Here is a 25772-nt window from a genome sequence, read left to right as displayed (position 1 = left end):
GCGGGAAGCCGAGGACACCCTCGACTCCTGGGACGAATACTCCGACCTGCACACCGACCCGGACGAGCCGGACCCCGCCGGGCGGCGCCCAGACGTACGTCGACCCCTCCTCCTCGGGCAGCCGCTCGGGCCCGCCGGGCCCGAGCACCCCGATCTCCCCGCCCCACACCCGCCAGCCGCGGCCCGCGTACAGCCGGGCCCCGGCGTCGGAGGCGCTGAGCGCGCCGAGCACGTAGGCCCGCGCGAGGACCCCCTCGGCCGCCTCCATCACCACGCCGCCGAGCCCGCGCCGGCGCCGGTCGGCCCGCACGGCCACGGCCTCCACGTAGCCGGTGCGCAGGGCCCGCCCCCGGTGCAGCACCCGCCGCTGCACGACGCTGCCGTGCGCGACGAGTTCCCGGCCCTCGTACACGAGCGCGTGCATCCCGCCGAGCGCGTGCTCGAAGTCCTCGTCCCCGAAGTCCCCCTCGAAGGCGGCATCGAGCAGCTCCCGCACCCGGCGCAGCTCCCCCTCGCCGAGTTGCGCGGTGTGCCGCAGCGAGACGGCGCCCGCGCTTCCCGTGTCCTCGTCACCCATCCCGGGACCGTACCAAGCGGGCTCCCCCACCACTCGTATCCGCTATGCGGACATGAAATATCGCCCACCGGCCGAATCGGGCCGACGCGACTCTGGCGGTCTGGACCATTGGCTCGGCAGACTCGCCCCATGTCTCCCGATACCCAGCAGTGGACCCCGATCCACGGCCAGCCGTACCGTCCCGCCCCCTACCGCCCCGAGCGGATGCCGGCGCCCGAGTCCCTCGCGCGGGCCGCCGAGCTCCGTACGCGGATGGACGAGCGCAGGACCGTACGCCACTTCTCCGCCGACCCGGTGCCCGAGCAGGTCGTCCGGGACGCCATCGCGTGCGCCGCGACCGCGCCCTCCGGCGCCCACCAGCAGCCGTGGACCTTCGTCCTCGTCAAGGACCCGGCCGTACGGGCGCAGATCCGCGCGGCCGCCGAGCAGGAGGAGCAGCTCTCCTACGACGGCCGCCTCGGCGACGAGTGGCTCGCCGCCCTGCGCCCCATCGGCACGGACGCCGTGAAGACCCACCTCACCGACGCCCCGGCCCTGATCGTAGTCTTCCAGCAGCGCTACTGGCTCGGCGAGGACGGCACGAAGCACAAGCACTACTACGTCGACGAGTCGGTCGGCATCGCGGTCGGCATGCTCCTGTCCGCCCTCCACCTCTCGGGCCTGGCGGCCCTGATCCACACGCCGAGCCCGATGCGCTTCCTCTCCCACGTCCTGAACCGCCCGGAGAACGAGAAGGCCTTCGCGGTCGTCCCGGTCGGCTACCCGGCGGACGACTGCGAGGTCCCTGACCTGGTCCGCAAGTCCCTGGACCAGGTCTTGGTGGAGGTCTAGGGGCGCGGGCGGCCGGAGTTACCGTGGACCTCGCACAAGATCCACAACGGGAGGTCCCCCTTGCTCCGCATCCGCTACGAGGTCAACGGCGGCCCCGAGGCCCTGTTCGCCGAGGAGGCCGCCGTGCCCGCTCCGGGACCCGGTGAGGTGCTCGTACGGACCGAGGCCGTCGGGGTGACCCTGCCGACCGTCCGCAAGGTGCGGGAGGCCGCCGAACCGGCGCCCATCGGCGGCGAGATCGCCGGGCGGGTCGTCGCCACCGGCGAAGGCGTCACCGCCCTCGCCGCCGGCGACCGCGTCACGGGTCTGTGCTTCGCCCACGCCTACGCCGAGTTCGCCGTCCTGAACGCCGCGATGGCCTCCCGGATCCCGGACGGCGCGAGCGCCGTCGAGGCGGTCGCCCTGGTCCGCAGCGGGCTGGTGGCCCGCGGGGCCTACGAGGCCGCGCACGTGCAGCCCGGGGAGTCGGTGCTGGTCACGGCCGCCGCCAGCGCCGTGGGGACGCTCGCCCTGCAGTTCGCCAGGGCAGGCCGGGCGGGGCGCGTGGTCGCCGCCGTCAGCAGCGCCGACAAGGCGGACTTCGTACGGGGCCTGGGCGCCGACGAGGTCGTCCTGTACGGGGACACCGCGTGGGGAGGCCCGTACGACGTCGTCCTCGACGGCGTCGGCGGCGACCTGCTCGGCCCCGCCGTCCGGGCCCTGGCGACCGGCGGCCGGCTGGTGGCCTTCGGCTCCGGCGGCGGCACGGTGGAGGCGTACGAGCTGCTGGTCCGCGGCGCCTCGGTGATCGGCTTCCAGATGCGGGCCATCGCCTTCGGCAAGCCCGAGCTGTACGAGCGCTGGCGCCGCGACCTGTGGGAACTGCGCGACGCGGGCACCCTGCGCACCGCCGTGCACGAGGAGATCCCCCTTGCCGAGGCGGCCCGGGCGCACGCCCTGATCGAGCAGCGCCGCAACCTCGGCAAGGTCGTGCTCGTCCCGTAGCGGCGCGCCACGGCCGCCGGGCATGAAACCGCCCCCGCTCCGGACTTGGGGGTACCGGAACGGGGGCGGGGTTCAGTGGGACCGGGACGGTCAGCCCATGTGGGGGTAGCCGTACTCGGTCGGCGGGACCAGGGTCTCCTTGATGGAGCGGGTCGAGGTCCAGCGCATCAGGTTCGAGGCCGCGCCGGCCTTGTCGTTGGTGCCCGAGGCGCGGCCGCCGCCGAAGGGCTGCTGGCCGACGACGGCGCCGGTCGACTTGTCGTTGATGTAGAAGTTGCCCGCGGCGAAGCGGAGCTTCTCCATCGCGTCGGCCGCCGCGTAGCGGTCCTGCGCGATGACGGCGCCGGTCAGGGCGTACGCCGAGACGGACTCCATCTGGGCCAGCATCGCGTCGAACTCCGCGTCCTCGTAGACGTGGACGGCCAGGATCGGGCCGAAGTACTCGGTCGTGAAGACCTCGTTCCCGGGGTCCGTGCACGCGATGACCGTCGGGCGGACGAAGTAGCCCTCGGAGTCGTCGTACGTGCCGCCGGCGACGATCTCGCAGGTCGGGTCGGCCTTCGCGCGGTCGATCGCGGCCTTGTTCTTCGCGAAGGAACGCTCGTCGATGACGGCGCCGATGAAGTTCGTCAGGTCGCGGACGTCACCCATGGTGATGCCGTCGACCTCGGCCGCGAAGGCCTCCTTGAAGCCGTCGTTCCAGATCGAGGCCGGGACGTAGGCGCGCGAGGACGCCGAGCACTTCTGGCCCTGGTACTCGAAGGAGCCGCGGGTCAGGGCGGTCTTCAGGATCGCGCGGTCCGCGGACGGGTGCGCGACGACGAAGTCCTTGCCGCCGGTCTCGCCGACCAGGCGCGGGTAGGACTTGTAGTGCTCGATGTTGTTGCCGACCGTCTTCCACAGGTACTGGAAGGTCTTGGTCGAACCGGTGAAGTGGATGCCCGCGAGCTCCGGGTGGGTCAGCGCCACCTCGGAGACGGCGATGCCGTCGCCCGTCACCAGGTTGATGACGCCCTTCGGCAGGCCGGCCTCCTCCAGCAGCTCCATCAGGAGGACCGCGGAGTGGGTCTGCGTCGGGGACGGCTTCCACACGACCACGTTGCCCATCAGGGCCGGGGCGGTGGGGAGGTTGCCCGCGATGGCCGTGAAGTTGAAGGGGGTGATCGCGTAGACGAAGCCCTCGAGCGGGCGGTGGTCGCTGCGGTTCCACACGCCGGCGGAGTTCGCGACCGGCTGCTCGGCCAGGATCTGGCGGGCGAAGTGGACGTTGAAGCGCCAGAAGTCGACGAGCTCGCACGGGGTGTCGATCTCGGCCTGCTGCGCGGTCTTCGACTGGCCCAGCATCGTGGACGCGGCCAGCTTCTCGCGCCACGGGCCGGACAGCAGCTCGGCGGCGCGCAGGATGATCGCGGCGCGGTCGTCGAAGGACATCGCGCGCCAGGCCGGGGCGGCGGCCAGGGCGGCGTCGACGGCCTCCTGGGCGTCGGCCGCGGTGGCGTTCGCGTAGGTGCCGAGGACCGACTTGTGGTCGTGCGGCTGCACGACGTCGAAGCGCTCGCCGCCGCCCATCCGCTTGACGCCGTTGATCGTCATCGGGAGGTCGACCGGGTTCTCGGACAGCTGCTTCAGCTGCGTTTCGAGGCGCGCGCGCTCCGGGGTGCCGGGGGCGTACGAGTGGACCGGCTCGTTGACCGGCACGGGGACCTGGGTTACAGCGTCCATGATGCGGGGTGCTCCTTGAGCTAGTGGGAGGGCCTAGTTCTTGGTGATCATCGAGCGGAGGAAGAAGAGCAGGTTGGCCGGCTTCTCCGCGAGGCGCCGCATGAAGTAGCCGTACCAGTCGGTTCCGTAGGCCGTGTAGACGCGCATCCGGTGGCCCTCGGCGGCCAGCCGCAGGTGCTCCTCGCTGCGGATGCCGTACAGCATCTGGAACTCGTACTCGTCCAGCTTGCGGCCGGCCTGGCGGGCGAGCTCCTGGCCGATGGCGATCAGGCGCGGGTCGTGGGACCCGATCATCGGGTAGCCCTCGCCCTCCATCAGGATCTTCAGGATGCGGACGTACGCCTTGTCGATCTCGGCCTTGTCCTGGTACGCGACCTCGGCGGGCTCCTTGTAGGCGCCCTTCACGATGCGGACGCGACTGCCGGCCGCGGCCAGCCGGCGGGCGTCGGCCTCGGTGCGGAAGAGGTACGCCTGGATCACGCAGCCGGTCTGCGGGTGCTCGCGGCGCAGCTCCTCGTGGATGGCGAACATCGAGTCGAGGGTGGTGTGGTCCTCGGCGTCCAGGGTCACGGTGGTGCCGATGGCGGCGGCGGCCTCGACGACCGGGCGGACGTTGGCGAGGGCCAGCTCGTGGCCGCCTTCCAGCGCCTGGCCGAACATGGAGAGCTTCACCGACATCTCGACGGTCTCGCCGAGGCCCAGGTGGGCGAGCTGCTCGATGAGGTCGAGGTACGCGTCGCGCGCGGCGTGGGACTGCTCCACGGTGGTGATGTCCTCGCCGACGACGTCGAGGGTCACCTCCAGGCCCTTGCCCGTCAGGTCCTCGACGATCGGGATGACCTGGTCGACCGTCTCACCGGGGATGAACCGGTTCACCACGGGCTTGGTCACCGGGGCGGCAGAGACGATTCGGCGCATCTTGTCGCTGCGCGAGGCGGCGAGGATCGCGGGACCCAGCACGGGGTACCTCCAACGGGGGCGGACAGAAGGAGACATTCAGCCCGCGCCGGGACGACGGAGGCCATAAGGAAAACGCAAGTAAAACCACCGTGAAACCTAGGGATCTCCCCGATCCTCTGCCATCGACAGCTGTCACGCATCCGTGGCCCGGATCTCATACATCTGTCTGAAGGGCGGTCGCGAGGGTGGGAGAATGTGCGGGTGAAGGGCGATTACCAGGACCTGGTGGACGAGATTTCGGCGCTGCTCGGCGCTCCGGCGACGCTGGAGAACCGGGACTTCCGCCTCATCGCCTTCGGCGCGCACGACAGCGAAGACGATCTGGCGATGGACCCCGTACGGACCCGCTCGATCCTGACCCGCCAGTCGACGGCGGCCGTCCGGTCCTGGTTCGAGGGCTTCGGCATCGCCCGCGCCACCGGACCCGTCAGGATCCCGGCGGCCCCGGACGCCGGCGTCTTCCGGGGGCGCGTCTGCCTGCCGGTGCGCCACCGCGGGATCGTCCAGGGCTACGTGTGGCTCCTCGACCGGGAGCCCGGCCCCGACGCGGAGTCCCTGGCCGCCGCCATGGAGGTGGCCCAGCGGATCGGGCTGCTGCTCGCGGAGGAGGCCCGGGCGGGGGCCGACCTGTCCCGGGAGTTCCTCGCGGTGCTCACCGCCGGGCGCGGCTGGCAGCAGGACATGGCGGTGGCCGCCCTACGGGTGGCACTCGGTCCGGGCGCCGAGGGGCCGCACGCCGCGGTCTGCGTGAGCCCGTGGTCCGGCGAGGCCCCGGCTTCGGTCCCGGGAGCGGCGGCCGTGTGCGTGGTCCCCTGGCGGGGGGCCGGCGCGCAGGAGCCCCGCCCGGGCGACGGCGCCCCGGCGGGCCGGCCCTCCCTCGCCGTCCTGGTCCGGCTGCGCGGCGCGGACCCGCTGGCTCCGGCCCTGACGGCGATCTCCCGGCTGCTCCCGGGCGCGGCCGGCCCAGGAGCCCCTGGTTCCGGCGGCCCCGTCCCCGGCGGCCCCGTCCCGCCGGCCCGACCGGGCACCCGCGCGGGCCGGCCCGCGGCGGGCGGCGGTGCGGGCGGCGGTGCGGGCGGCGGTGCGGGCTCCGGGGGCGGCTCCGGGGGCGGCTCGGACGCCGGCTCCCGGGCAGGGCGTACCGCGCCGGCCGCCGCCGGTGGCTCCGCGGGCGGCTCCGGCGGTTCCGGCTCCGGCGGCCCGGGCTCCGGCCGGGGCGGGCCGACCGCCGGGGTGTCCGACCCCGTGCGGGCGCTCACCGCGCTGCCCGCCGCCTGGCAGCAGGCCACCGCAGCCGCCCGGGCCGCAGCCGCCGGGCCGCGGCTCGGGCCGGTGGCGCAGTGGTCCGCGATCGGGCCTTACCGGATGCTCGCCTCCGTCGCCGAGGAGGCCCTGGACGACCCGGTGACCCGCGCCCTGCGCGGCCCGGCCAATCCCGAACTGGCCCGGACGGCCGAGGTGTTCCTGGACTGCGCCGGCCAGGCGGGCCGCGCGGCGGCGGCCCTGGGGATCCACCGCCAGACCCTGTACTACCGGCTGTCCCGGGTGGAGCAGCTGACGGGGCTCGACCTGGACGAGGGCGAGGACCGCCTGCTCCTGCACATGGCCCTCAAGGCCACCCGCCTGCACGGCTGACGGGGCGGGGCCGGGCGGCCCCGGCCCCGCAGGGGCTCGCGCCGGTCAGCTCGCCCGGCTGCGCGACAGGCCGATCGCCGCACCGGACACCGCGTCGACCAGCACGCGGTCTCCGAGCGGCCGGGTGAGCGCGACCGGGACCGTCGCCCGGAGCAGGACCGCGGGGCACCCTCCGCCCTCGGCGACCTCCTTCCCCGGCAGGATCCGGCCGCCGAGGACCACGGTGTCGGTGCCTTCCAGCACGTCGACGGCGACCCCGCCGTCACAGGCCCCGTGTCCGGCGCCCACGGTGAACTCCGTGGAGGTGCGGTCCGCGGGTCCGTGGTCCATCACCGAGGTGGCGCCAGCGGCCGGGTCCAGCGGCCCGATCGGCGGCTCGGCCGGCCGGGCGTCGGCCAGGGCGACCCGGACGAGCGGCTCCCCGTACCCCTCAAGGTCGAAGAACCACGCCGGGACCAGGGCCGGCCCGCGGCTGGTCTTCACGCTCAGGTCGCCGAAGCGGGCGCCGGTGACGGTCAGCGGGCGCTCGCGGGTGGGCGCCCCGCCGGTGAGCTCCCGGTACGCGTCGCTCGCGCTCAGCGCGGTGGCCTCCAGGGTGGCGCCGTCGGCCCAGCGGATCAGGGCGGGGGCGGCGCCCCGCGCGGGCAGTTCGCCGCGCAGGGCGAAGTTCTGCTCCGTGTAGGCGGTCTTGTCGTTCCCGTCGTGGAAGGCGTCCGACGGCAGCGTCACCGGCTCCTGGAGGAGGTGGAACCCCTCGCGCCACTCCTTGAGTTCGGCCGAGCCCTCCCAGGCGCGCGCCACCTCCTCCATGCGGGGCCGGAGTCGGGGCGCGGTGACAGCCCGGGGGGCGCCCGCCTCTCCGCATCCGGTCACCACGAGCACCCCGAGCAACACCGCAACCCACGTCACCGCACGTCTCATGACTCCCCCTCAGGCCGGGCCGGTCCGGGGCTGGGACGCGGGCGCCGCGGCGGCGGTTCCGGCTCCGGTTACCCCCCGGCCGGCGGGGCCGTCTTCGTCATGGTCTCCACCGCCCGCCGCATTCCCTCGGTCAGGTCCGCGGGAGTCGCGGCCGACGCGGGGTCGAAGAGCCACTGGAGCATGAACCCGTTCAGCAGGGCCTGGTAGAAGGCCCCGGTGGTCCGCAGGTCCTCCTCCGTCAGCTCCTCCTCCGGCACTCCGGTGAACATCGCGATCAGCCCCTTGCGGCCCTCCCCCTGCGAGGCGGCGAGCAGTGTGCGCAGCTCCGGGAGCCGGTCCCGGGCGAGCGCGACCTCCATGCTGGCCGCCCATACCGGGGCCGACTCCTCGTGTTCGGCGTGCACCCCGTCCCAGACCGAGCGGAAGCGCTCCAGCGAGCCGCCCTCTCCCTCCACCCCGGTGGTGAACCGGTCACCCCAGTCCTGCATGACGGCGATGAACGCCTCCGTCATGAGGGCGTCCTTGGAGCCGTAGTGGTAGCCGATCGAGGCCAGGTTCGCACCCGAGGCCTTGACGATGTCGCGGGCGGTCGTGCCCACGAAACCCTTCTCGACCAGGCACTTCTTGGCGCCTTCCAGCAAATCCTCGCGATGTCCCATGGCTTCACGGTAGCCAAGACGTCCGTCCAAGACAAACGTCCTACACAATCGTTCTATACATCCGTACTAGACAGACGTTTATGACGCTTGTACATTGCTGCTCATGACGAACCCCGCAGCACGCCCCGCCGGTCGCCGGGAATGGATCGCCTTCACCGTTCTCGTGCTCCCCCTGCTCCTGGTCTCGATGGACGTCTCCGTCCTCTACTTCGCCATCCCGGCCATCACCCGGGAGCTCGACCCCAGCGCCACGCAGCAGCTCTGGATCTTCGACAGCTACGCCTTCGCCCTCTCGGGCCTGCTCATCACGATGGGCTCGCTCGGCGACCGGATCGGCCGCCGCAAGCTGCTGCTGATCGGAGCGGCGGCCTTCGGACTGGCCTCCGTCGCCGCGGCCTACGCCACCAGCGCCGACATGCTCATCGCGGCCCGCGTCCTGCTCGGAATCGGCGGCGCGACCCTGATGCCGTCCACGCTGGCCCTGGTCCGCAACCTCTTCCAGGACGACAAGCAGCGCGGCAAGGCCATCGCGATCTGGTCCGGCGCCATGACCGGCGGCGTCGCCCTCGGCTCGGTCATGAGCGGCGTGATGCTCAACCACTTCTGGTGGGGCTCCGTCTTCCTGATCAACGTGCCCGCGATGCTGCTCCTGCTGGTCCTGGTCCCCGTGCTGGTCCCCGAGTTCAAGGACCCGGCGCCCGGCCGCTTCGACCTGCTGAGCGTGCCGCTGTCGATGGCGGCCGTGCTGCCGGTGGTCTACGGCCTCAAGGAGATCGCCGCCGAGGGCTTCACCCCGCTGTACGCCGGCTGCATCGCCGCCGGCCTGGCCTTCGGGTACCTCTTCGTCCGCCGCCAGCGCACCCGCGGCGACGCCATGGTCTCCCGGGCCCTCTTCCGGGGGCGCGGCTTCGGCGCCGGCATCGGCCTGAACACCGTCGCCGCCTTCGCCATGATGGGCTCGGCCTACTTCACCACCCAGTACCTGCAGTCGGTGCTCGGCATGGGCACCCTGGAAGCCGCCCTCTGGAGCCTCGCGCCCTCGGTCCTCATCGGCGCCGCCGCCCCCGTCGGCGCGGTCCTCGCCCAGAAGACCGACCGGGCCCACGTCGTCTCCGGCGGCTTCGTCCTCGCCGCCGCCGGGTTCACCCTGATCAGCCTGGTGGGCACCGACTCGCTGTGGCTGCTGCTCGCCGGAGCCGGGGTGCTGGCCGCCGGCATCGTCACCGTGATGTCCCTGGTCTCCGACATGGCGCTCGGCTCCGCCCCCGCCGAGAAGGCCGGCTCCGCCGCCTCCCTGCTGGAGACCGGCCAGGAGTTCGGCGGCGCCCTCGGGATGGCCGTCCTCGGCAGCCTGGGCACGGCCGTCTACCGCTCCGACCTGGCCGGCTCCGAGCCCGCCGTACGGGAGACCCTCGGCGGGGCCGTGGCCACCGCCCAGGGGCTCGGCGGCGCGGCCGGCGGGCAGGTCCTGGCCGCGGCCCGGGAGGCCTTCGTCCACGGAATGCAGTACGCGGCCTGGGGCGGTACGGTCCTGCTCCTCGCGGCGGCGGTGCTCGCCGCGGCCCTGCTCCGGGGCCGCGGAGCGCAGGCCCCGGCCGCGGCGGAGCGGGCGGCGGCCGGCGAAGCCCTCGCGCACTGAGCGGCGTAGGAACGCCCGAAGGGGCAGGACACACGAAAGGGCCCGGGGGTCTCCCCCGGGCCCTTCGCGCGTGTCCGCAGCCGCAGCGTCAGCCGAGGCTGACCGTACGGGCCGAGACGGCGCCGATCTCGGCGGCGATGTCCGCGAGGACGTTCACCGGGGCCTCGGCGTCGACGGTGAGGACCGCGAGGGCCTCGCCGCCCTCTTCGGCGCGGGCGACCTGCATGCCCGCGATGTTGAGGCCGGCCTCGCCGAGGATGCGGCCGACGGCGCCGACCACGCCCGGGCGGTCGGCGTAGCGCAGGACGACCATGTGGTCGGCGAGCGCCAGGTCCACGTCGTACTCGCCGATGCCGACGATCTTCTGGAGGTGCTTGGGGCCCACGAGCGTGCCGGAGACCGAGACCTCCTGGCCGTCCGACAGGGTGCCGCGGACGGTCACCACGTTGCGGTGGTCCGGGGACTCCGAGGAGGTGGTCAGGCGGACCTCGACCCCGCGCTCCTGCGCGAAGAGCGGGGCGTTGACGTAGGAGACCGTCTCGTCGACGACGTCCTCGAAGACACCCTTGAGCGCGGAGAGTTCGAGCACCTTGACGTCGTGCTGGGTGATCTCGCCGCAGACCTCGACGTCGAGGCGGACCGCGACCTCGCCGGCCAGCGCGGTGAAGATGCGGCCGAGCTTCTCGGCGAGCGGCAGGCCGGGACGGACGTCCTCGGCGATGACGCCGCCCTGGACGTTGACCGCGTCGGGCACGAGCTCGCCGGCGAGCGCGAGGCGCACCGACTTGGCGACCGAGACACCGGCCTTCTCCTGGGCCTCGTCCGTGGACGCGCCGAGGTGCGGGGTGCAGACGACCTGGTCGAGCTCGAACAGCGGGGAGTCCGTGCAGGGCTCCTTCGCGTACACGTCGAGGCCGGCGCCGGCGACGCGGCCCTCCTTGATGGCCGAGTACAGCGCGGCCTCGTCCACGATCCCGCCGCGGGCGGCGTTGACGATGCGGACGGACGGCTTGACCTTGTGCAGGGCTTCGTCCCCGATGAGACCGAGGGTCTCGGGGGTCTTGGGCAGGTGCACGGTGATGAAGTCGGCGACCTCGAGCAGCTCGTCGAGCGTCAGCATCTTGACGCCCATCTGGGCGGCGCGCGCGGGCTGCACGTAGGGGTCGTACGCGACGATCTTCATGCCGAAGGCCGACATGCGCTGCGCGACCAGGACACCGATGCGGCCGAGGCCGACGACACCGAGGGTCTTCTCGCTGAGCTCGACGCCCGTGTACTTGTTCCGCTTCCACTCGCCGTTCTTCAGGGCGGTGTTGGCCTGCGGAATGTTGCGGGCCGTCGCGACGAGCAGGCCGCAGGCCAGCTCGGCGGCGGTGACGATGTTGGAGGTCGGAGCGTTCACGACCATCACGCCGGCCTTGGTGGCGGACGAGACGTCGACGTTGTCCAGACCGACGCCGGCGCGGGCGACGACCTTCAGCTTCTTGGCCGCGGCGATGGCCTCGGCGTCGACCTTGGTCGCGGAGCGGACCAGGATCGCGTCGACGTCGACGATCGCGGGGAGCAGCTCCGCGCGGTCGGCGCCGTTGCAGTGACGGATCTCGAAGTCCGGGCCGAGCGCCTCCACGGTGGCGGGCGACAGCTCTTCGGCGATGAGTACGACAGGTTTCGAGCTCACGTGGGTCATCCTCACAAGTCCAGTGCGGACGGCCGTCCCGACGGCCGCAGGCGGTGGAGGGGGTAGCCGCGTGGAAGACGCACGACACTGTGGGCCTGACGCGTTGTGTTGAGCAGTGTAGTGGCGGATCCGGGAGGGAATTCCGCCTGTACGGAAGGATCACCCGCACGAGATTGGCCGGGGTGGACAAGCGGGCCCCGGCGAGGCCCTCCGTACGGGTGCCCGGGTCCGTGTGCCGCGGGGCCGGGACGGTGTGTCCCGGCCCCGCGGCGCCGCGGATCAGCTCTCGTCGTTGTCGACCCAGCTCATCAGCTTGCGGAGCTTCTTGCCGGTGGTCTCGAGCAGGTGCGCCTCGTCGGCGCTCTTGTACGCGTTGTACTTCGGCAGGCCGGCCTTGTACTCGGCCATCCAGGTGTTGGCGAACTCGCCGCTCTGGATCTCCGCGAGGACCTTCTTCATCTCGGCCTTGGTGGCGTCCGTGATGATGCGGGGACCGGTGATGTAGTCGCCCCACTCGGCGGTCTCGGAGACCGACCAGCGCATCTTCTCCAGGCCGCCCTCGTACATGAGGTCGACGATGAGCTTCAGCTCGTGCAGGCACTCGAAGTACGCGATCTCGGGCTGGTAACCGGCCTCGGTCAGCGTCTCGAAACCGGCCTTCACCAGCGCGGAGGCACCACCGCAGAGAACGGCCTGCTCACCGAACAGGTCGGTCTCGGTCTCCTCGGTGAAGGTGGTCTTGATGACGCCGGCGCGCGTGCCGCCGATGCCGGCCGCGTACGACAGCGCGAGCTGGAAGGCGGAGCCGGTGAAGTCCTGCTCGACGGCGGCGATGCAGGGCACGCCGCGGCCTTCCTCGTACTGACGGCGGACCAGGTGACCCGGACCCTTGGGCGCGACCAGGGCCACGTCCACGTTGGCCGGGGGCTTGATGAAGCCGTAGCGCACGTTGAAGCCGTGGCCGAAGAAGAGCGCGTCGCCCTCTTCCAGGTGCGACTCGATCGACGCGGCGTAGATCTCGGCCTGGAGCGGGTCCGGGGTCAGGATCATGATGACGTTCGCCCAGGCCGCGGCCTCAGCGACGGGGAGGACCTTCAGGCCCTGCTCCTCGGCCTTGGCCTTGGACTTCGAGCCCTCGTGCAGGCCGACGACGACGTCGACGCCGGAGTCACGGAGCGACAGCGCGTGGGCGTGGCCCTGGCTGCCGTAACCGATGACCGCGACCTTGCGGCCCTGGATGATGGACAGGTCGGCGTCGTTCTCGTAGAACAGCTCGGCCACTGGGATATCTCCTTGGTGCGCTGGTGTTGCTCCCACCGTACGGCGGGGAACGGAATACGTGGTTCTCGGTCTCGCCATACGAGCGAGCGAGAAACGGACGGGCGGGGCACGGCCGGGCCGGTGTCACCGGCCCGGCCGGGCTCAGGCGCTGCGGTCGAGCGCGCGCAGGCTGCGGTCCGTGATGGACCGGCCGCCGCGCCCTATGGCGATCGTGCCGGACTGGACGAGCTCCTTGATGCCGAAGGGCTCCAGCATCTTGAGCATCGCGCCCAGCTTGTCGGTGCCGCCGGTGGCCTCGATGGTGACGGCCTCCGGGGAGACGTCGACGGTCTTGGCGCGGAACAGCTGGACGATCTCGACGATCTGCGAGCGCGTCTCGTTGTCGGCGCGGACCTTCACCAGAACGAGTTCCCGCTCGATGGCGTTGGTGTGCTCCAGCTCGACGATCTTGAGCACGTTGACCAGCTTGTTGAGCTGCTTGGTCACCTGCTCCAGCGGGAGGTCCTCGACGTTCACGACGATGGTGATGCGCGAGATGTCGGGGTGCTCGGTGACACCGACCGCGAGGGAGTCGATGTTGAACCCGCGGCGGGAGAACAGTGCGGCGATCCGGGCGAGGATGCCGGGCGTGTTCTCGACCAGGACGGAGAGCGTGTGCTTGGACATGTGAGTCGTTCTCTCTCTCGGGCTCTCTCGGCTCAGTCGTCTTCGTTGTCGCCGAAGTCGGGGCGGACGCCCCGGGCGGCCATGACCTCGTCGTTCGAGGTGCCGGCGGCGACCATCGGCCACACCATGGCGTCCTCGTGGACGATGAAGTCGACGACGACCGGGCGGTCGTTGATCGCGTTGGCCTCGGCGATGACCTTGTCCAGGTCGGCCGGGTCCTCGCAGCGCAGCGCCACGCAGCCCATGGCCTCGGACAGCTTGACGAAGTCCGGGACGCGGGTGCCCATGCGGGGCGCGGCCGACTCGCCGAGCTGGGAGCCGACGGCCGTGTCGGTGCCCGTCTCGCCCGCGTGCAGGACGGTGTTGGAGTACCGCTGGTTGTAGAACAGGGTCTGCCACTGGCGGACCATGCCCAGCGCACCGTTGTTGATGATCGCGACCTTGATCGGGATGTTGTTCAGGGCGCAGGTGGCCAGTTCCTGATTGGTCATCTGGAAGCAGCCGTCGCCGTCGATCGCCCAGACGGTGCGCTCCGGCATGCCGACCTTGGCGCCCATCGCGGCGGGGACCGCGTAGCCCATGGTTCCGGCGCCGCCGGAATTCAGCCAGGTGCGGGGCTCCTCGTAGTTGACGAAGTGCGAGGCCCACATCTGGTGCTGGCCGACGCCGGCCGCGTAGATGGTGCCCTGCGGCGCCAGCTGGCCGATCCGCTCGATGACCTGCTGAGGGGAGAGCGAGCCGTCCTCGGGCAGGTCGTAGCCCAGCGGGTACGTGTCGCGCCAGCGGTTGAGGTCCTTCCACCAGGCGGTGTAGTCGCCGGCGTTGCCGTCGTTGGCCTCGGCCTGGACGGCCTGGATCAGGTCGGCGATGACCTCGCGGGCGTCACCGACGATCGGGACGTCCACGGCGCGGTTCTTGCCGATCTCGGCCGGGTCGATGTCCGCGTGGATGACCTTGGCGAAGGGGGCGAAGCTGTCCAGCTTGCCGGTGACGCGGTCGTCGAAGCGGGTGCCGAGCGCGATCAGCAGGTCCGACTTCTGCAGGGCGGTCACGGCGGTGACGGCGCCGTGCATGCCCGGCATGCCGACGTTCTGCGGGTGGCTGTCCGGGAGGGAGCCGAGGGCCATCAGGGTGGTGACGACCGGGACGCCGGTGAGCTCGGCCAGGACCTTCAGCTCGGCGGTCGCGCCGGACTTCATGACGCCGCCGCCGACGTAGAGGACCGGCCGCTTGGCGGCGGCGATCATCTTGGCGGCCTCGCGGATCTGCTTGGCGTGCGGCTTGGTGACCGGCCGGTAGCCGGGGAGGTCCTGGCTGGGCGGCCACGAGAAGGTGGTCTTCGCCTGCAGGGCGTCCTTGGCGATGTCGACCAGGACCGGGCCGGGGCGGCCGGTGGAAGCGATGTGGAAGGCCTCGGCGATGGTCCGGGCGATGTCCTCGGCCTTGGTGACCAGGAAGTTGTGCTTGGTGATCGGCATGGTGATGCCGACGATGTCCGCCTCCTGGAAGGCGTCGGTGCCGATCGCCTTGGAGGAGACCTGGCCGGTGATCGCGACGAGCGGCACGGAGTCCATGTGCGCGTCGGCGATCGGCGTCACCAGGTTCGTGGCCCCCGGTCCGGAGGTGGCCATACAGACGCCGACCTTTCCGGTGGCCTGCGCGTAGCCGGTGGCGGCGTGGCCGGCGCCCTGCTCGTGGCGGACCAGGATGTGGCGGACCTTCTTGGAGTCCATCAGCGGGTCGTACGCCGGGAGGATGCAGCCGCCCGGAATGCCGAAGACGGTGTCGCACCCCACCTCTTCGAGAGAGCGGATGAGGGACTGCGCACCCGTGACGTGCTCAACTGCGGCGGACTGGTGTCCGCCGGAACGGGGCCGCGGCTGCGGATGGTGGGCCCCGGTGGCCTGCTCGGTCATCGGCATTCTCTTCTCGAAGCTGAGGGTTTTGCGAGGAGGGTTTTACGAGATTCGACGTTGCCAGTGCAACAAAAAACCCCTCGTGCCGGGAGGCAAGCGAGGGGAGCGCGTCGGGTGCGTTGAGCGGGGACATGCTGGTCCCAGCTTCAGCCGACGCGCTTTCCAAGTACGAGAATTCGGGTGCGCATGGCATTGACCCTCCCTCCGGCGGGAGGGTGATGTCAAGCGGGTGGGACGGGCGTCTCATTATGTGAGCCTCTGTGGATGACCATCGAGCCCCCGGGCGAACCACCGGCCAACGCGGGTTGGGCCGCACCGCCCGGTACTGGGAACGTACCGCGCACGAGCGCTCGCCGCAGCCTGTACTCGTCCAGAGGGCCGGAGAAGGCCATTCCCTGCCCGTGGGTGCAGCCCATCGCACGCAGTGCCATGACCTGCTCCGGGAGGTCCACCCCCTCCGCCACCGACTGCATGCCGAGATCGTTTGCGATCCGCAACAAACCCGCGGTGATCTTGTGCAGCCGGGGGGATTCCACGACCCCTTCGACCAGGCCCCGGTCGAGCTTGAGCATGTCCACGGGGAGCCTGCGCAGGGCGCTGATGGCCGCGTACCCGCTGCCGAAGCCGTCCAGGGCGATCAGTACCCCGAGCCGGTGCAGGGCCGCCAGGCGGCGCTCCAGGTCGTCGAAGGGCACCCTGGGATCGGAGACGGCGAGCTCCAGGACGAGCCCCCCGGACGGCAGCCCGTTCCGCGTGAGCAGCGCCTCCACGGAGCCCAGCGGCATGGACCGGTCGAGGAGCCGCTGCGCGGTCATCCGTACGGCCACGGGGACGTCGTGCCCGGCCCGGTGGCGCTCGGCGGCCTGCTCCACGGCCTCCTCCAGCAGCCAGCGCCCCAGCTCGGCGGTGCGCGAGGCGTCCGGGACCGCGCCGCGGGAGGGCTGCCCGCCCTCGCTGTACTCGGCCACCCGCAGGAACTCGGCGGGGGTGAACAGGATCCCCTGCGCGGAACGCCACCGGGCCTGTGCCACCACGGCCGAGATCTTCCCCGTGGCCAGGGAGACCACCGGCTGGTGCAGCAGGGCGAACTCTCCGTCGTGCAGCGCGGTGCGCAGCCGGCCCGCCAGCTCCGCCTTGCGGACGACCTCGGCCTGCATCTGGGGGACGTACATCTCGACCCGGTCCTTGCCGCCCGCCTTCGCCCGGTACATCGCGAGATCCGCGTTGCGCATCAGGTCCGAAGGGGTGATGCCGGGATCCGCGAAGGCCACGCCGATGCTGGCGGCGACCCGGACCTCGCTCCCGGCGATCCGGTAGGGCTGGGAGAGGGTGGTGCGCAGCCGGTCGGCGATCTCGTGGACCTGGTACTCGCGGGCGGTGCGGTCGCGGCTGCCGTCGCCCAGGATCAGCGCGGCGAACTCGTCCCCGCCGAGGCGGGCCGCGGTGTCCCCGGAGCGGACCGAGTCCTGGAGCCGGCGGGCGGCCTCGATGAGCAGCTCGTCGCCCGCCTGGTGGCCGATGGTGTCGTTGACCGCCTTGAACCCGTCGAGGTCGATGAAGAGCACGGCGGTGCTGTGGTCCCCGGCCCGGCGTCCGGTGAGGGCCTGGCGGACCCGGCGGGTGAACAGGGCCCGGTTGGGCAGGTCGGTGAGCGGGTCGTGCTCGGCGCTGTGCTGGAGCTGTGCCTGGAGCCGGACCCGTTCGGTGACGTCGCGGCTGTTCAGGATGAGCCCGCCCTGGTGGCGGTTGACGGTGGACTCCACATTGAGCCACTCGCCATCGCCCGATCTGAACCGGCACTCGATGCGGGTGGTCGGCTCCTCGGCGGGCGGCGCGGCCAGGAAGCGGCGCACCTCGTGGACCACGCGGCCGAGGTCCTCCGGGTGAATCAGGGCGGCCAGCTCGGTGCCGACCAGCTCCTCCGCCTCGCGGCCGTAGACCCCGGCGGCGGCGGGGCTGACGTAGCGCAGGGTCCCGGTGGGCGCGGCGATCATGATGACGTCGCTGGAGCCCTGGACCAGGGAGCGGAAGTGGTTCTCCTTCTGGGCCAGTTCCTGGGTCAGCGCGATGTTGTCGAGCAGCATGATGCCCTGGCGGATGACCAGGGCGAGGACGACCGTGCAGCCCGTGAAGACGACGACCCGGTCGACCTTCCGGCCGTCCACCACGTTGTAGAGGATCCCGAGGGTGCAGACGGCCGCCGCGAGGTACGGGGTCAGGGCGGGCAGGGAGCCGGTGATGGGGCGGCTGTGCTGCCGCTCGGCGCGCGCGTGCGGGTGGACCGGTTCGGGGCCGGGACCGGGGCCGGGGTGCAGGCGGCGGGCGCCCCAGGGCGCGTACGCGAGGAGGAGCGAGCCGGCGAACCAGCCGGCGTCCAGGAGCTGGCCGGACTGGTACTCGGCGCTGAGCAGCGGCGAGGTGAACAGCGCGTCGCTCAGCACGGTCAGGGCGAGGGCCGCGATGGCGGTGTTCACGGCCGAGCGGTTGGTCTCGGAGCGGCGGAAGTGCAGCACCAGCACCATCGAGACGAGCGCGATGTCCAGGAGCGGGTAGGCCAGCGAGAGGGCGGCGCGCGGGACGCTGCCGGGGGCGCCGGACTGGGCGGTGCGCGCGGCGTGCGCGAGGGCGAGGCTCCAGGAGAGGGTGAGCAGGGAGCCGCCGATGAGCCAGGAGTCGAGGCCGAGGCAGACCCAGCCGGCCCGGGTGACCGGGCGCTTCGCGAGGACGAGCAGGCCCACGATGGCGGGCGGCGCGAAGCAGAGGAAGGCGAAGTCTGCGATCGAGGGCTTCGGCACGGCCTCGCCGAGCACCACCTCGTACCAGCCCCAGACGGCGTTTCCGAAGCAGCCCATGAGCGAGGAGAACGCGAACAGCAGCCAGGCCGGGCGCTCACGGCTGTCGATGGCCCGGGCGTAGGTGAAACAGGAGACGGCGGCGAGCAGGCCGGCGGAGCTGAGTCCGAAGTCGCCCATGATCTCGGCGAGTTCCTCGGAGCCCCAGCCGAGGGCGGCGCCCACGGCGTAACCGCTGCTGACCACCGCGAGGAGGAGCTGCATCGCCAGGCCCTTGCCGCTGCCGGCGAGGGGCTGGCGGGTCAGCAGCGCCGCCCCCGGGGTGCTCACCGGTCCCCCTCGCCGGCTGGTTCCGGCGCGGTCCAGTCCCGGCACCTTCGCCTCCGGCGGCTTCGCCGCATCGGATCCTTCGTCCATTGGCCGTGCATCGCCCGTCGCCCCCCAAAGTGTCCGATCACTCCCCAGCGCCAGACGTTCGTGGCGCAGCCCCTTGTTCCGGACGATACACCACTTTCGTCACTCAGGGACATAGTTTCTCTACGCTCCGTCACCATCAAGGGAGTTGTGTCCACCGAGCGCATCCGGACGAACGCGGAGCGTGCGCGCCGCGCGTCAATCCGTGATCAACACCGTGTTCTCCACGGGCTCTCCGGCGGCGAACCGGCGGAGCTGACGGGCCACCAGACGCTTGGCCCGCGGCTCGAACGCCGAGCTGCTGCCGCCCACATGGGGCGTGATCAGGACACCCGGAGCATGCCAGAGCGGGTGTCCTGAAGGCAGCGGTTCCGGATCGGTGACGTCCAGCGCGGCGCGCAGCCGGCCCGACTCCACTTCCGCCAGCAGGGACTTGGTGTCGACGACGGGTCCGCGGGCCACGTTCACGAGCAGCGCGCCGTCCTTCATGCGGGCGAGGAACTCCGCGTCCACGAGCCCCCGCGTCTCCTCGGTGAGCGGGGTGGAAAGGATCACCACGTCGGCCGCGGGCAGGAGTTGGGGCAGTTCCGCGAGTGCGTGCACCGGCCCGCGCGCCGTGGTGCGCGCCGTCCGCGCCACCCGCACGACGCGCTCGCACTCGAAGGGCGCGAGCCGGTCCTCGACGGCCGCGCCGACCGCGCCGTAGCCGATGATCAGTACGGACTTGTCCGCGAGGGCCTCGTAGAACCCGAAGCACCACTCCTCGCGGTCCTGGCCGCGCACCATGCCGGGGATCCCGCGCAGGGAGGCCAGGGTCAGGGTGAGGGCGAGCTCCGCGGTGCTCGCGTCGTGGACGCCCTTGGCGTTGCACAGACGTACGCCGGGGGCCAGGTCGCCGAGGCCTCCCAGGACGTGGTCGACCCCGGCGGTCAGGGTCTGGACGACCCGCAGCCGGGGCATCGCGGCCAGCGGTCGCAGGGTGACGGCCGGGGACTTCATGTACGGGGTGACGTAGAAGACGCAGGCGGCCGGATCGGCGGGGAAGGTCTCCTCGCCGTCCCAGTGGCGGTAGCGGAAGCCATCGGGCAGCCCTTCGATCTCCTCGGCGGGGAAGGGGAGCCATACGTCGGGGGTCTCGCGCGTCTCTGCAGTCATGATCAGGAGGCTATGCCAGGGGATCCGGACCGAGCCGTTAGTTTGTGTGCCGGAACCGGGAGGACCAGGCGGGACCAGGGGGGACACGCGGTGGAGCGCAGGTCGATCGGGGCGGGGGCGCTGACGGTGGGTGCCGTCGGCCTCGGCTGCATGCCGATGAGCGGGGCGTACGCGCCTTCGCGCAGACGGCGCGAGGACTCGCTGCGCACCCTGCACACGGCCCTCGACCTGGGGGCGAACCTGCTCGACACCGCCGATCTGTACGGCCCCTACACCAATGAGCTGCTGCTCGGCCGGGTGCTGCGCGAGCGCCGGCCGGACGCCTTCGTGTCCGCGAAGGCGGGGCTGCGGGCCGACGGAGTGCACGTGGTGGCCGACGGGCGCCCGGGGTACCTGCGGCGGGCCTGCGACGCCTCGCTGCGGCGGCTGCGCACCGACGTCATAGACCTGTACCAGCTGCACCGGGTGGACCCGGACGTGCCGGTCGAGGAGTCCTGGGGCGCGCTGGCGGAGCTGGTGGGCGCGGGGAAGGTGCGGGCGCTGGGCTTCTGCGCGCTGGGGGCGGGCACCGGGCCGGGTGCGGGGCCGCGGGGCGACCGGGCGTACGAGGCGACCGTCCGGCACCTGGAGCGGGCCCAGCAGGTGTTCCCGGTGAGCGCGGTGCAGGCGGAGCTGTCGGTCTGGTCGCCGCAGGCGGCGTGGCGGCTGCTGCCGTGGTGCGCGGCGCGGGGGGTCGGGTTCCTGGCGGCGATGCCGCTGGGGAGCGGGTTCCTGACCGGGACGCTGGTTCCGGGCGAGGGGTTCGAGCCCGGGGACGTGCGGGCCAGGCATCCGCGGTTCACGGCGTACGCGATGGCGGCGAACCAGGTGCTCGTGGCGGGGCTGCGGCGGGTCGCCCGGCGGCACGGGGCCGAGGTCACGGCGGCGCAGGTGGCGCTGGCGTGGGTGCTGGCCCAGGGGCCGCAGGTGGTTCCCGTCCCCGGGGCCGGGCAGGCGCGCTGGGCGCAGGAGAACGCGCGGGCGGCCGAGGTGCGGCTGACGGGCGAGGACCTGGTGGAGCTCTCGGGGCTGCCGGTGCCGGTCGGGGCCTGAACCACTCGATCGAGTGTACGAGTGGTGGAACTTGGGGCATGGTCGGCGCTGTTGAGTCGTGTGAGGGCACGATCGGAGGACCGAGGGGAGCAGGGCGATGCGCAACGGACAGGGCCGGGAGCAGGGGCCGGAGCGGGGTCTGGGTGGCCGGGGCCGGGGGCAGGGACGGCCGCAAGGGCCGGGCCCGGGGCCGGACCGGGCCCGGGAACAGAACGCGGAGCGGGAGCGGGGACAGGGCCCGGAGCAGGGGCGGGAACAGGGCTGGGAGCAGGCCCAGGGCCGGGCGGGCGGGCCGGTGCGGTCGTACGCCGGGCCGCGCGGGCGGGCCCGTGGGGTGCTGGCGGCCGTCGCCCTGGCGGGATGCGGGGCGCTGCTCGCGGCGGGCTGCTCGCCGCCGGCGGGCGCCGGGGCCCGGCCGGGCGAAGCGCCACCGGGCACCACGGCCGGCTCCGCGCCGCCGGGCGGCTCGGGCGGGCCCTCCGCCTCCGCGTCGCCCTCCGGGCCGCCGGCGCCGCCTGCGAAGGGGCGGGTGACGGTGACCGGTGTGGCCGCGCAGGGCCTGGAGTCCCCGTGGGGGGTGGCTCCCCTGCCCGACGGGAACCTGCTGGTCGCCTCGCGGGACAAGGGCACGATCAGCCGGGTCGACGTGGGCACCGGGGCCGTGACCCCGGTGGGCAAGGTGCCCGGGGTGGCTCCGGGCGGCGAGGGCGGGCTGCTGGGCCTGGCCGTGTCCCCTTCCTTCGCCTCGGACCTCATGGTGTACGCCTACTTCACCACCGAGTCCGACAACCGCATCGCACGGCTGCGGTACGACGAGAAGAGACCGGCGGGCGACCAGCTCGGCGCGCCCGACACCGTGTTCCGGGGTATCCCCAAGGGGCTCATCCACAACGGCGGGCGGATCGCCTTCGGCCCGGACAAGATGCTCTACGCCGGGACGGGCGAGACCGGGGACACCGGGCTGGCCCAGGACAAGAAGTCGCTGGGCGGGAAGATCCTGCGGATGACCCCGGACGGGGAGCCGGTGCACGGCAATCCGGAGGCGGACTCCGTCGTCTACTCCTACGGGCACCGCAATGTGCAGGGACTCGCCTGGGACAAGGACAAACGGCTGTGGGCGGCCGAGTTCGGCCAGAACACCTGGGACGAGCTGAACCTGATCGAGCCCGGCGCGAACTACGGCTGGCCGGAGGCCGAGGGCAAGGCCGGCAAGCCGGGGATGCGCGATCCGGTGGCGGTGTGGAAGACCGACGAGGCCTCGCCGAGCGGGATCGCCTGGGCGCAGGGCTCCATCTGGATGGCCGGGCTCAAGGGGCAGCGGCTCTGGCGGATTCCGCTGGCCGGGACGGAGCCGGTGGCGCAGCCCGAGGCGTTCCTGACCGGAGAGTACGGCCGGCTGCGCACCGTGGTGGCCCTCGGTGGCGACAGATTGCTGCTGGTCACGAGCGAGACGGACGGGCGCGGGTCGCCGGAAACCGGTGACGACAGGATCCTGACACTGACCGTGGAGTGACCGTGGGATGACCGGCGGGCTCCGACGGGGGAACGAAAGGCGTGGTGGACGCGGTGTTCAACATGATCGAGGAGCTGTTCAGTCCGGGGCGCAAGCACACGGACGAGGAGAAGAAGCGGCTGGAGCTCTCCCGGACCGACGTGAATGACGGCGACCCGGGAAAGGGCCCGATAGACCTGGACTCCGGCAAGGTGCTCATACGCACCACGGAGCACCCGGCCGCCTAGCCGGGGCTCCGCTCCAGGCCGGAATCGCGCCCCTCAGCGGGTCCCGGCCGGCTGCTGGGCCACGGGGCCGAAGAGCCGTAGCCGGTGGGCCAGGGCGGCCGCTTCGCCGCGGCCCGCGACGCCGAGCTTCGCCAGGATGTTCGAGACGTGCACGCTGGCCGTCTTCGGGGAGATGAAGAGCTCCTCGGCGATCTGGCGGTTGGTGTGCCCGGCCGCGACCAGGCGCAGCACGTCCCGTTCGCGGCTGGTCAGGCCCAGCGTCTCGACCGGGTCCGCGCCCGGAGCGAGCAGGGCCTTGGCTGCGGCGTCCACGGGGGTGAGCGGGAGCCTGGCGCGCTGCGCGAGCAGGGCCAGGTCCTCGCGGATCCTGCGGGCGCCGAGCCGCTCGGAGGTGGCGTAGGCCTCCTGGAGCAGTCCGGCTGCGGTCTCGCGGTCCCCGCCGGCGGCCAGCAGGGCCTCGACGAGCCGGTACTGGGCCCTGGCGAGCAGGTAGGGCCGCTCCAGGGGACGTACGGCCGCTTCCACGGCCGTCCAGTCGGCGACGGTGTCCCGGGCCTCGGCGCGCAGCAGCTCGGCCCTGAGGTACTCGGAGTGGGCGCTCCACACCGGGGCGGGTGTGGCCAGGTGCCGGGCCGCGGTGCGCAGGACCGTCAGCGCCTCTTCCCTGCCCGCCTCGGCGGCCGGCAGGCCGCGGGCCTCGGCTTCGGCCGAGGCGGCGGCGAGCAGCAGCGGCCAGGCGTAGCGGTGGATGCCGAGCGGGAAGCCGTGGCCGATGACGGCGGTGACCTCGCTGCGGACGTCGGCCATCCGGCCCTCCCCCGCGGCCACGCCGATCGCGAGGCGGAACAGCGGGATCCGGTGCTGGGGCTGGCCGTCGTGGGATCCGAAGTGGGTGCGGGCGGCGGTGAGCTGGGCGGCGGCCTCGGCGAGTTCGCCGCGGGCCAGGGCCAGGTAGGACAGCCGTACGACGGCGGCGGCGCGGGGGGCGGCGCTGCTGACGAGGGTCAGGGTGCGGCGGGCCTGCACCTCGGCCTCGTCCCACCGGCCCAGGCTGTACAGGCTCTCCGCCATGTTTCCCCGGATGTACGCCTCGGAGTCCATCAGATGGGAGTTCTTGACCAGCTCGGCACCTTCTTCGGCCAGTTCCACGGCTTCGCGGGACCGGCCCAGGCTTTCCAGATGAGAGGTGAGGTTCACATGGGCGCGTCCCACCAGGGCGGCGAGTCCCAGTTCGGCGGCACGGTCCCTGACCGCGTGCATCTCGGCGAGTCCGCGTTCGGGCTCCCCGGCGTCGACGAGCAGGCTGCCGACGGTGATCCGGGCATTGAGTTCGGTGTCCTCGGCGCCGACCATCCGTGCGTACTCCACGGCGCGTTCGGCGGCGACGATGTTGTCCGGCCCGGGCTTGTGGAGCATGCCCCAGCTCGCGGCCCGGACCAGGACGTCGGCGTGCACCTGGGACGGGGGCAGCCCCCGGACGAGCTCCTGCGCCCTGGCCAGCTCCTCCCAGCCGTCGCCGCGGGCGAGGCTGGCGATCATCCGGGAGCGTTCGGTCCAGAACCAGGCGGCGCGCAGCGGGTCGTGGCCGTCCTCCAGCAGCCGCAGGGCCGTCTTGGTCAGCTTCAGCGCGCGTTCGCGCTCGCCGCCGAAGCGGGCCGCGACGGTGGCTTCGGCCAGCAGGTCGAGGCGTTGCAGCGGGGTGGTCGCCGGGTCGCAGCCGCAGGGCGGGTAGACCTCGGTGTAGTCCGCCGGGCGCAGTTCGGCGCGCACCTCCTCCGGTACGGCCTCCCACAGTTCCATGGCCCGTTCCAGCAGGCGCAGTTGTTCGGAGTAGGCGTGCCGGCGCCGGGCGGCCACCGAGGCGGCGAGCACGGCGGGCAGGGCCTTGACCGCGTCGTTGGCGTAGTACCAGTAGGTGGCGAGGCGGATGACCCGCTCCTCCGCGCGGATCAGCGAGTCGTCCTGTTCGAGTTCCTCGGCGTAGCGGCGGTTGACGCGGGCGCGCTCGCCGGGCAGCAGGTCGTCGGAGACGGCCTCGCGGACCAGGGAGTGGCGGAAGCGGTAGCCGTCGCCGTCGGAGGTGGCGAGGAGGATGTTGGCGCCGACCGCCGCGCGCAGGGCCTCGATCAGTTCGTCCTCGGTGAGCCGGGTGACGGCGCGCAGCAGGGCGTACTCCACGGTGGAGCCGCCCTCGGCGACGATGCGCACGACGCGCTGCGCGGCGTCCGGGAGGACTTCGACGCGGACCAGGAGCAGGTCGCGCAGGGATTCGGTGAGGCCGGTGAGGCAGCCGCTGGCGCGGGAGGCGACGAGTTCCTCGACGAAGAAGGCGTTGCCGTCGGAGCGGTCGAAGACCGATTCGACGAACTCCTCGTCGGGCTGCGAGGCGAGGATCCCGGCGAGCTGGCGGCGTACTTCGGCCCGGTTGAAGCGGGACAGCTCGATGCGCTGGACGGTGCGCAGCCGGTCGAGCTCCGCGAGGAGCGGGCGCAGCGGGTGGCGGCGGTGGACGTCGTCGGCGCGGTAGGTGGCGACCACGACGAGGCGGCCGCTGCCGAGCGCGCGGAAGAGGTAGGAGAGCAGGTGCCGGGTGGAGGTGTCGGCCCAGTGCAGGTCTTCCAGGACGAGGACGACGGTGCGGTCGGCGGCGAGCCGTTCCAGCATCCGGGCCGTCAGCTCGAAGAGCCGGGCGGTGCTTTCCTCGTCGTGCGGGCCGCGCGGAGTCTCGCCCAGTTCGGGGAGGATGCGCGCGAGTTCGTCCTCCTGGCCGACGGCGGCCGCGGCCAGTTCGTCGGGGAGCAGCCGGTGCAGGGTGCGCAGCGCGGTCGAAAACGGGGCGAAGGGAAGCCCCTCCGCCCCGATCTCCACACAGCCTCCGACGGCGACGACCGCGCCGCGGCGGTCGGCCTCGCAGAGGAACTCCTCGGTGAGGCGGGTCTTGCCGACCCCGGCCTCGCCGCCTATGAGCAGGGCCTGCGGCTCCTGGCCGGCGGCGCGCGTCAGGGCGTCGGTGAGTACGGCCAGTTCGTCGGCTCGGCCGACGAACACCGGGCTGACAGATCTGGTCTCCACGCCGCCGAGCATCGCACAGAGGCCCTGCCCGTCGGCAC

19 protein-coding genes are annotated in these 25772 nt (G+C 72.5%); 7 read left to right on the top strand and 12 right to left on the bottom strand.

What is annotated here, in order from left to right; translation table 11 throughout:
* On the bottom strand, positions 1-577 hold a 577-nt coding region (locus ACWCP2_RS23310), incomplete at its 3' end, for a GNAT family N-acetyltransferase (RefSeq protein ID WP_450910494.1).
* 129 nt (positions 578-706) lie between these two features.
* On the opposite strand from ACWCP2_RS23310, the gene ACWCP2_RS23305 reads away from it, so the two are divergent.
* Together ACWCP2_RS23305 and ACWCP2_RS23300 are read left to right on the top strand one after the other, a co-directional pair.
* A complete protein-coding gene (locus ACWCP2_RS23305; protein ID WP_450910493.1) occupies positions 707-1408 on the top strand; it encodes a nitroreductase family protein in 702 nt (233 codons plus the stop codon).
* Positions 1409-1468: 60 nt separating this feature from the next.
* Positions 1469-2392 carry a quinone oxidoreductase family protein gene (locus ACWCP2_RS23300; protein WP_450910492.1) on the top strand — a complete coding sequence of 308 codons (924 nt, stop codon included), beginning with the start codon at positions 1469-1471 and terminating at the stop codon, positions 2390-2392.
* Positions 2393-2482: 90 nt separating this feature from the next.
* Here the strand turns inward: ACWCP2_RS23300 and pruA are convergent, their stop codons facing one another.
* Entirely contained in the window at positions 2483-4114 is a 1632-nt protein-coding gene (pruA, locus tag ACWCP2_RS23295; protein ID WP_450910491.1) for an L-glutamate gamma-semialdehyde dehydrogenase, read from the bottom strand.
* A gap of 33 nt (positions 4115-4147) precedes the next feature.
* Positions 4148-5074, bottom strand: coding sequence for a proline dehydrogenase family protein (locus ACWCP2_RS23290; protein ID WP_450910490.1), 927 nt, complete (start codon positions 5072-5074; stop codon positions 4148-4150).
* Positions 5075-5275: 201 nt separating this feature from the next.
* Between ACWCP2_RS23290 and ACWCP2_RS23285 the strand changes: the two genes are divergently transcribed.
* On the top strand, positions 5276-6709 hold the full coding sequence (locus ACWCP2_RS23285; RefSeq protein WP_450910489.1) for a PucR family transcriptional regulator: 1434 nt from the start codon (positions 5276-5278) through the stop codon (positions 6707-6709).
* 45 nt (positions 6710-6754) lie between these two features.
* Here ACWCP2_RS23285 and ACWCP2_RS23280 read toward each other — a convergent pair whose 3' ends face one another.
* Positions 6755-7630, bottom strand: a complete 876-nt coding sequence (locus tag ACWCP2_RS23280; protein ID WP_450910488.1) for a hypothetical protein — start codon at positions 7628-7630, stop codon at positions 6755-6757.
* A 68-nt stretch (positions 7631-7698) separates the two neighbouring features.
* Positions 7699-8289 carry a TetR/AcrR family transcriptional regulator gene (locus ACWCP2_RS23275; RefSeq protein ID WP_450910487.1) on the bottom strand — a complete coding sequence of 197 codons (591 nt, stop codon included), beginning with the start codon at positions 8287-8289 and terminating at the stop codon, positions 7699-7701.
* 103 nt (positions 8290-8392) lie between these two features.
* Between ACWCP2_RS23275 and ACWCP2_RS23270 the strand changes: the two genes are divergently transcribed.
* On the top strand, positions 8393-9928 hold the full coding sequence (locus ACWCP2_RS23270) for an MFS transporter (protein WP_450910486.1): 1536 nt from the start codon (positions 8393-8395) through the stop codon (positions 9926-9928).
* A gap of 88 nt (positions 9929-10016) precedes the next feature.
* On the opposite strand, the gene serA is transcribed toward ACWCP2_RS23270, so the two are convergent.
* The 6 genes from serA to ACWCP2_RS23240 form a co-directional block, all read right to left on the bottom strand.
* Positions 10017-11606, bottom strand: coding sequence for a phosphoglycerate dehydrogenase (gene serA, locus ACWCP2_RS23265; RefSeq protein ID WP_450910485.1), 1590 nt, complete (start codon positions 11604-11606; stop codon positions 10017-10019).
* Between the two features lie 279 nt (positions 11607-11885).
* The gene (gene ilvC, locus ACWCP2_RS23260; RefSeq protein WP_403712719.1) at positions 11886-12887 is read right to left on the bottom strand and encodes a ketol-acid reductoisomerase; all 1002 of its coding nucleotides are present in this window, start codon (positions 12885-12887) and stop codon (positions 11886-11888) included.
* 141 nt (positions 12888-13028) lie between these two features.
* A complete protein-coding gene (gene ilvN / locus ACWCP2_RS23255) occupies positions 13029-13553 on the bottom strand; it encodes an acetolactate synthase small subunit (RefSeq protein ID WP_243337813.1) in 525 nt (174 codons plus the stop codon).
* A 32-nt stretch (positions 13554-13585) separates the two neighbouring features.
* Positions 13586-15475, bottom strand: coding sequence for an acetolactate synthase large subunit (locus ACWCP2_RS23250; RefSeq protein WP_450910484.1), 1890 nt, complete (start codon positions 15473-15475; stop codon positions 13586-13588).
* Positions 15476-15690: 215 nt separating this feature from the next.
* Positions 15691-18591, bottom strand: coding sequence for a putative bifunctional diguanylate cyclase/phosphodiesterase (locus ACWCP2_RS23245; protein WP_450910483.1), 2901 nt, complete (start codon positions 18589-18591; stop codon positions 15691-15693).
* Positions 18592-18873: 282 nt separating this feature from the next.
* A complete protein-coding gene (locus ACWCP2_RS23240) occupies positions 18874-19830 on the bottom strand; it encodes a 2-hydroxyacid dehydrogenase (RefSeq protein WP_450910482.1) in 957 nt (318 codons plus the stop codon).
* Between the two features lie 90 nt (positions 19831-19920).
* On the opposite strand from ACWCP2_RS23240, the gene ACWCP2_RS23235 reads away from it, so the two are divergent.
* The 3 genes from ACWCP2_RS23235 (at position 19921) to ACWCP2_RS23225 (ending at position 22662) form a co-directional block, all read left to right on the top strand.
* Positions 19921-20922 carry an aldo/keto reductase gene (locus ACWCP2_RS23235; RefSeq protein WP_450910481.1) on the top strand — a complete coding sequence of 334 codons (1002 nt, stop codon included), beginning with the start codon at positions 19921-19923 and terminating at the stop codon, positions 20920-20922.
* Positions 20923-21019: 97 nt separating this feature from the next.
* A complete protein-coding gene (locus ACWCP2_RS23230; protein ID WP_450910480.1) occupies positions 21020-22435 on the top strand; it encodes a PQQ-dependent sugar dehydrogenase in 1416 nt (471 codons plus the stop codon).
* Between the two features lie 41 nt (positions 22436-22476).
* Positions 22477-22662, top strand: a complete 186-nt coding sequence (locus ACWCP2_RS23225) for a DUF6191 domain-containing protein (RefSeq protein ID WP_450910479.1) — start codon at positions 22477-22479, stop codon at positions 22660-22662.
* A gap of 33 nt (positions 22663-22695) precedes the next feature.
* Here the strand turns inward: ACWCP2_RS23225 and ACWCP2_RS23220 are convergent, their stop codons facing one another.
* Entirely contained in the window at positions 22696-25746 is a 3051-nt protein-coding gene (locus ACWCP2_RS23220; protein WP_450910501.1) for a helix-turn-helix transcriptional regulator, read from the bottom strand.
* Positions 25747-25772 lie beyond the last annotated feature (26 nt).

The sequence above is a fragment of the Streptomyces sp. NPDC002104 genome (genome assembly GCF_053593795.1).
The sequence above is the reverse complement of the archived record's forward strand: the minus strand, read 5'-3'. Positions and strand labels throughout refer to the sequence as shown.

Excerpts from the sequence above, each read along its gene's own strand:
- ACWCP2_RS23305 (WP_450910493.1), top strand. The coding sequence starts at position 707 with ATGTCTCCCGATACCCAGCAGTGGACCCCGATCCACGGCCAGCCGTAC.
- pruA (WP_450910491.1), bottom strand. The coding sequence starts at position 4,114 with ATGGACGCTGTAACCCAGGTCCCCGTGCCGGTCAACGAGCCGGTCCAC.
- ACWCP2_RS23280 (WP_450910488.1), bottom strand. The coding sequence starts at position 7,630 with ATGAGACGTGCGGTGACGTGGGTTGCGGTGTTGCTCGGGGTGCTCGTG.
- ACWCP2_RS23275 (WP_450910487.1), bottom strand. The coding sequence starts at position 8,289 with ATGGGACATCGCGAGGATTTGCTGGAAGGCGCCAAGAAGTGCCTGGTC.
- ACWCP2_RS23270 (WP_450910486.1), top strand. The coding sequence starts at position 8,393 with ATGACGAACCCCGCAGCACGCCCCGCCGGTCGCCGGGAATGGATCGCC.
- ilvN (WP_243337813.1), bottom strand. The coding sequence starts at position 13,553 with ATGTCCAAGCACACGCTCTCCGTCCTGGTCGAGAACACGCCCGGCATC.
- ACWCP2_RS23250 (WP_450910484.1), bottom strand. The coding sequence starts at position 15,475 with ATGCCGATGACCGAGCAGGCCACCGGGGCCCACCATCCGCAGCCGCGG.
- ACWCP2_RS23240 (WP_450910482.1), bottom strand. The coding sequence starts at position 19,830 with ATGACTGCAGAGACGCGCGAGACCCCCGACGTATGGCTCCCCTTCCCC.
- ACWCP2_RS23230 (WP_450910480.1), top strand. The coding sequence starts at position 21,020 with ATGCGCAACGGACAGGGCCGGGAGCAGGGGCCGGAGCGGGGTCTGGGT.
- ACWCP2_RS23220 (WP_450910501.1), bottom strand. The coding sequence starts at position 25,746 with ATGCTCGGCGGCGTGGAGACCAGATCTGTCAGCCCGGTGTTCGTCGGC.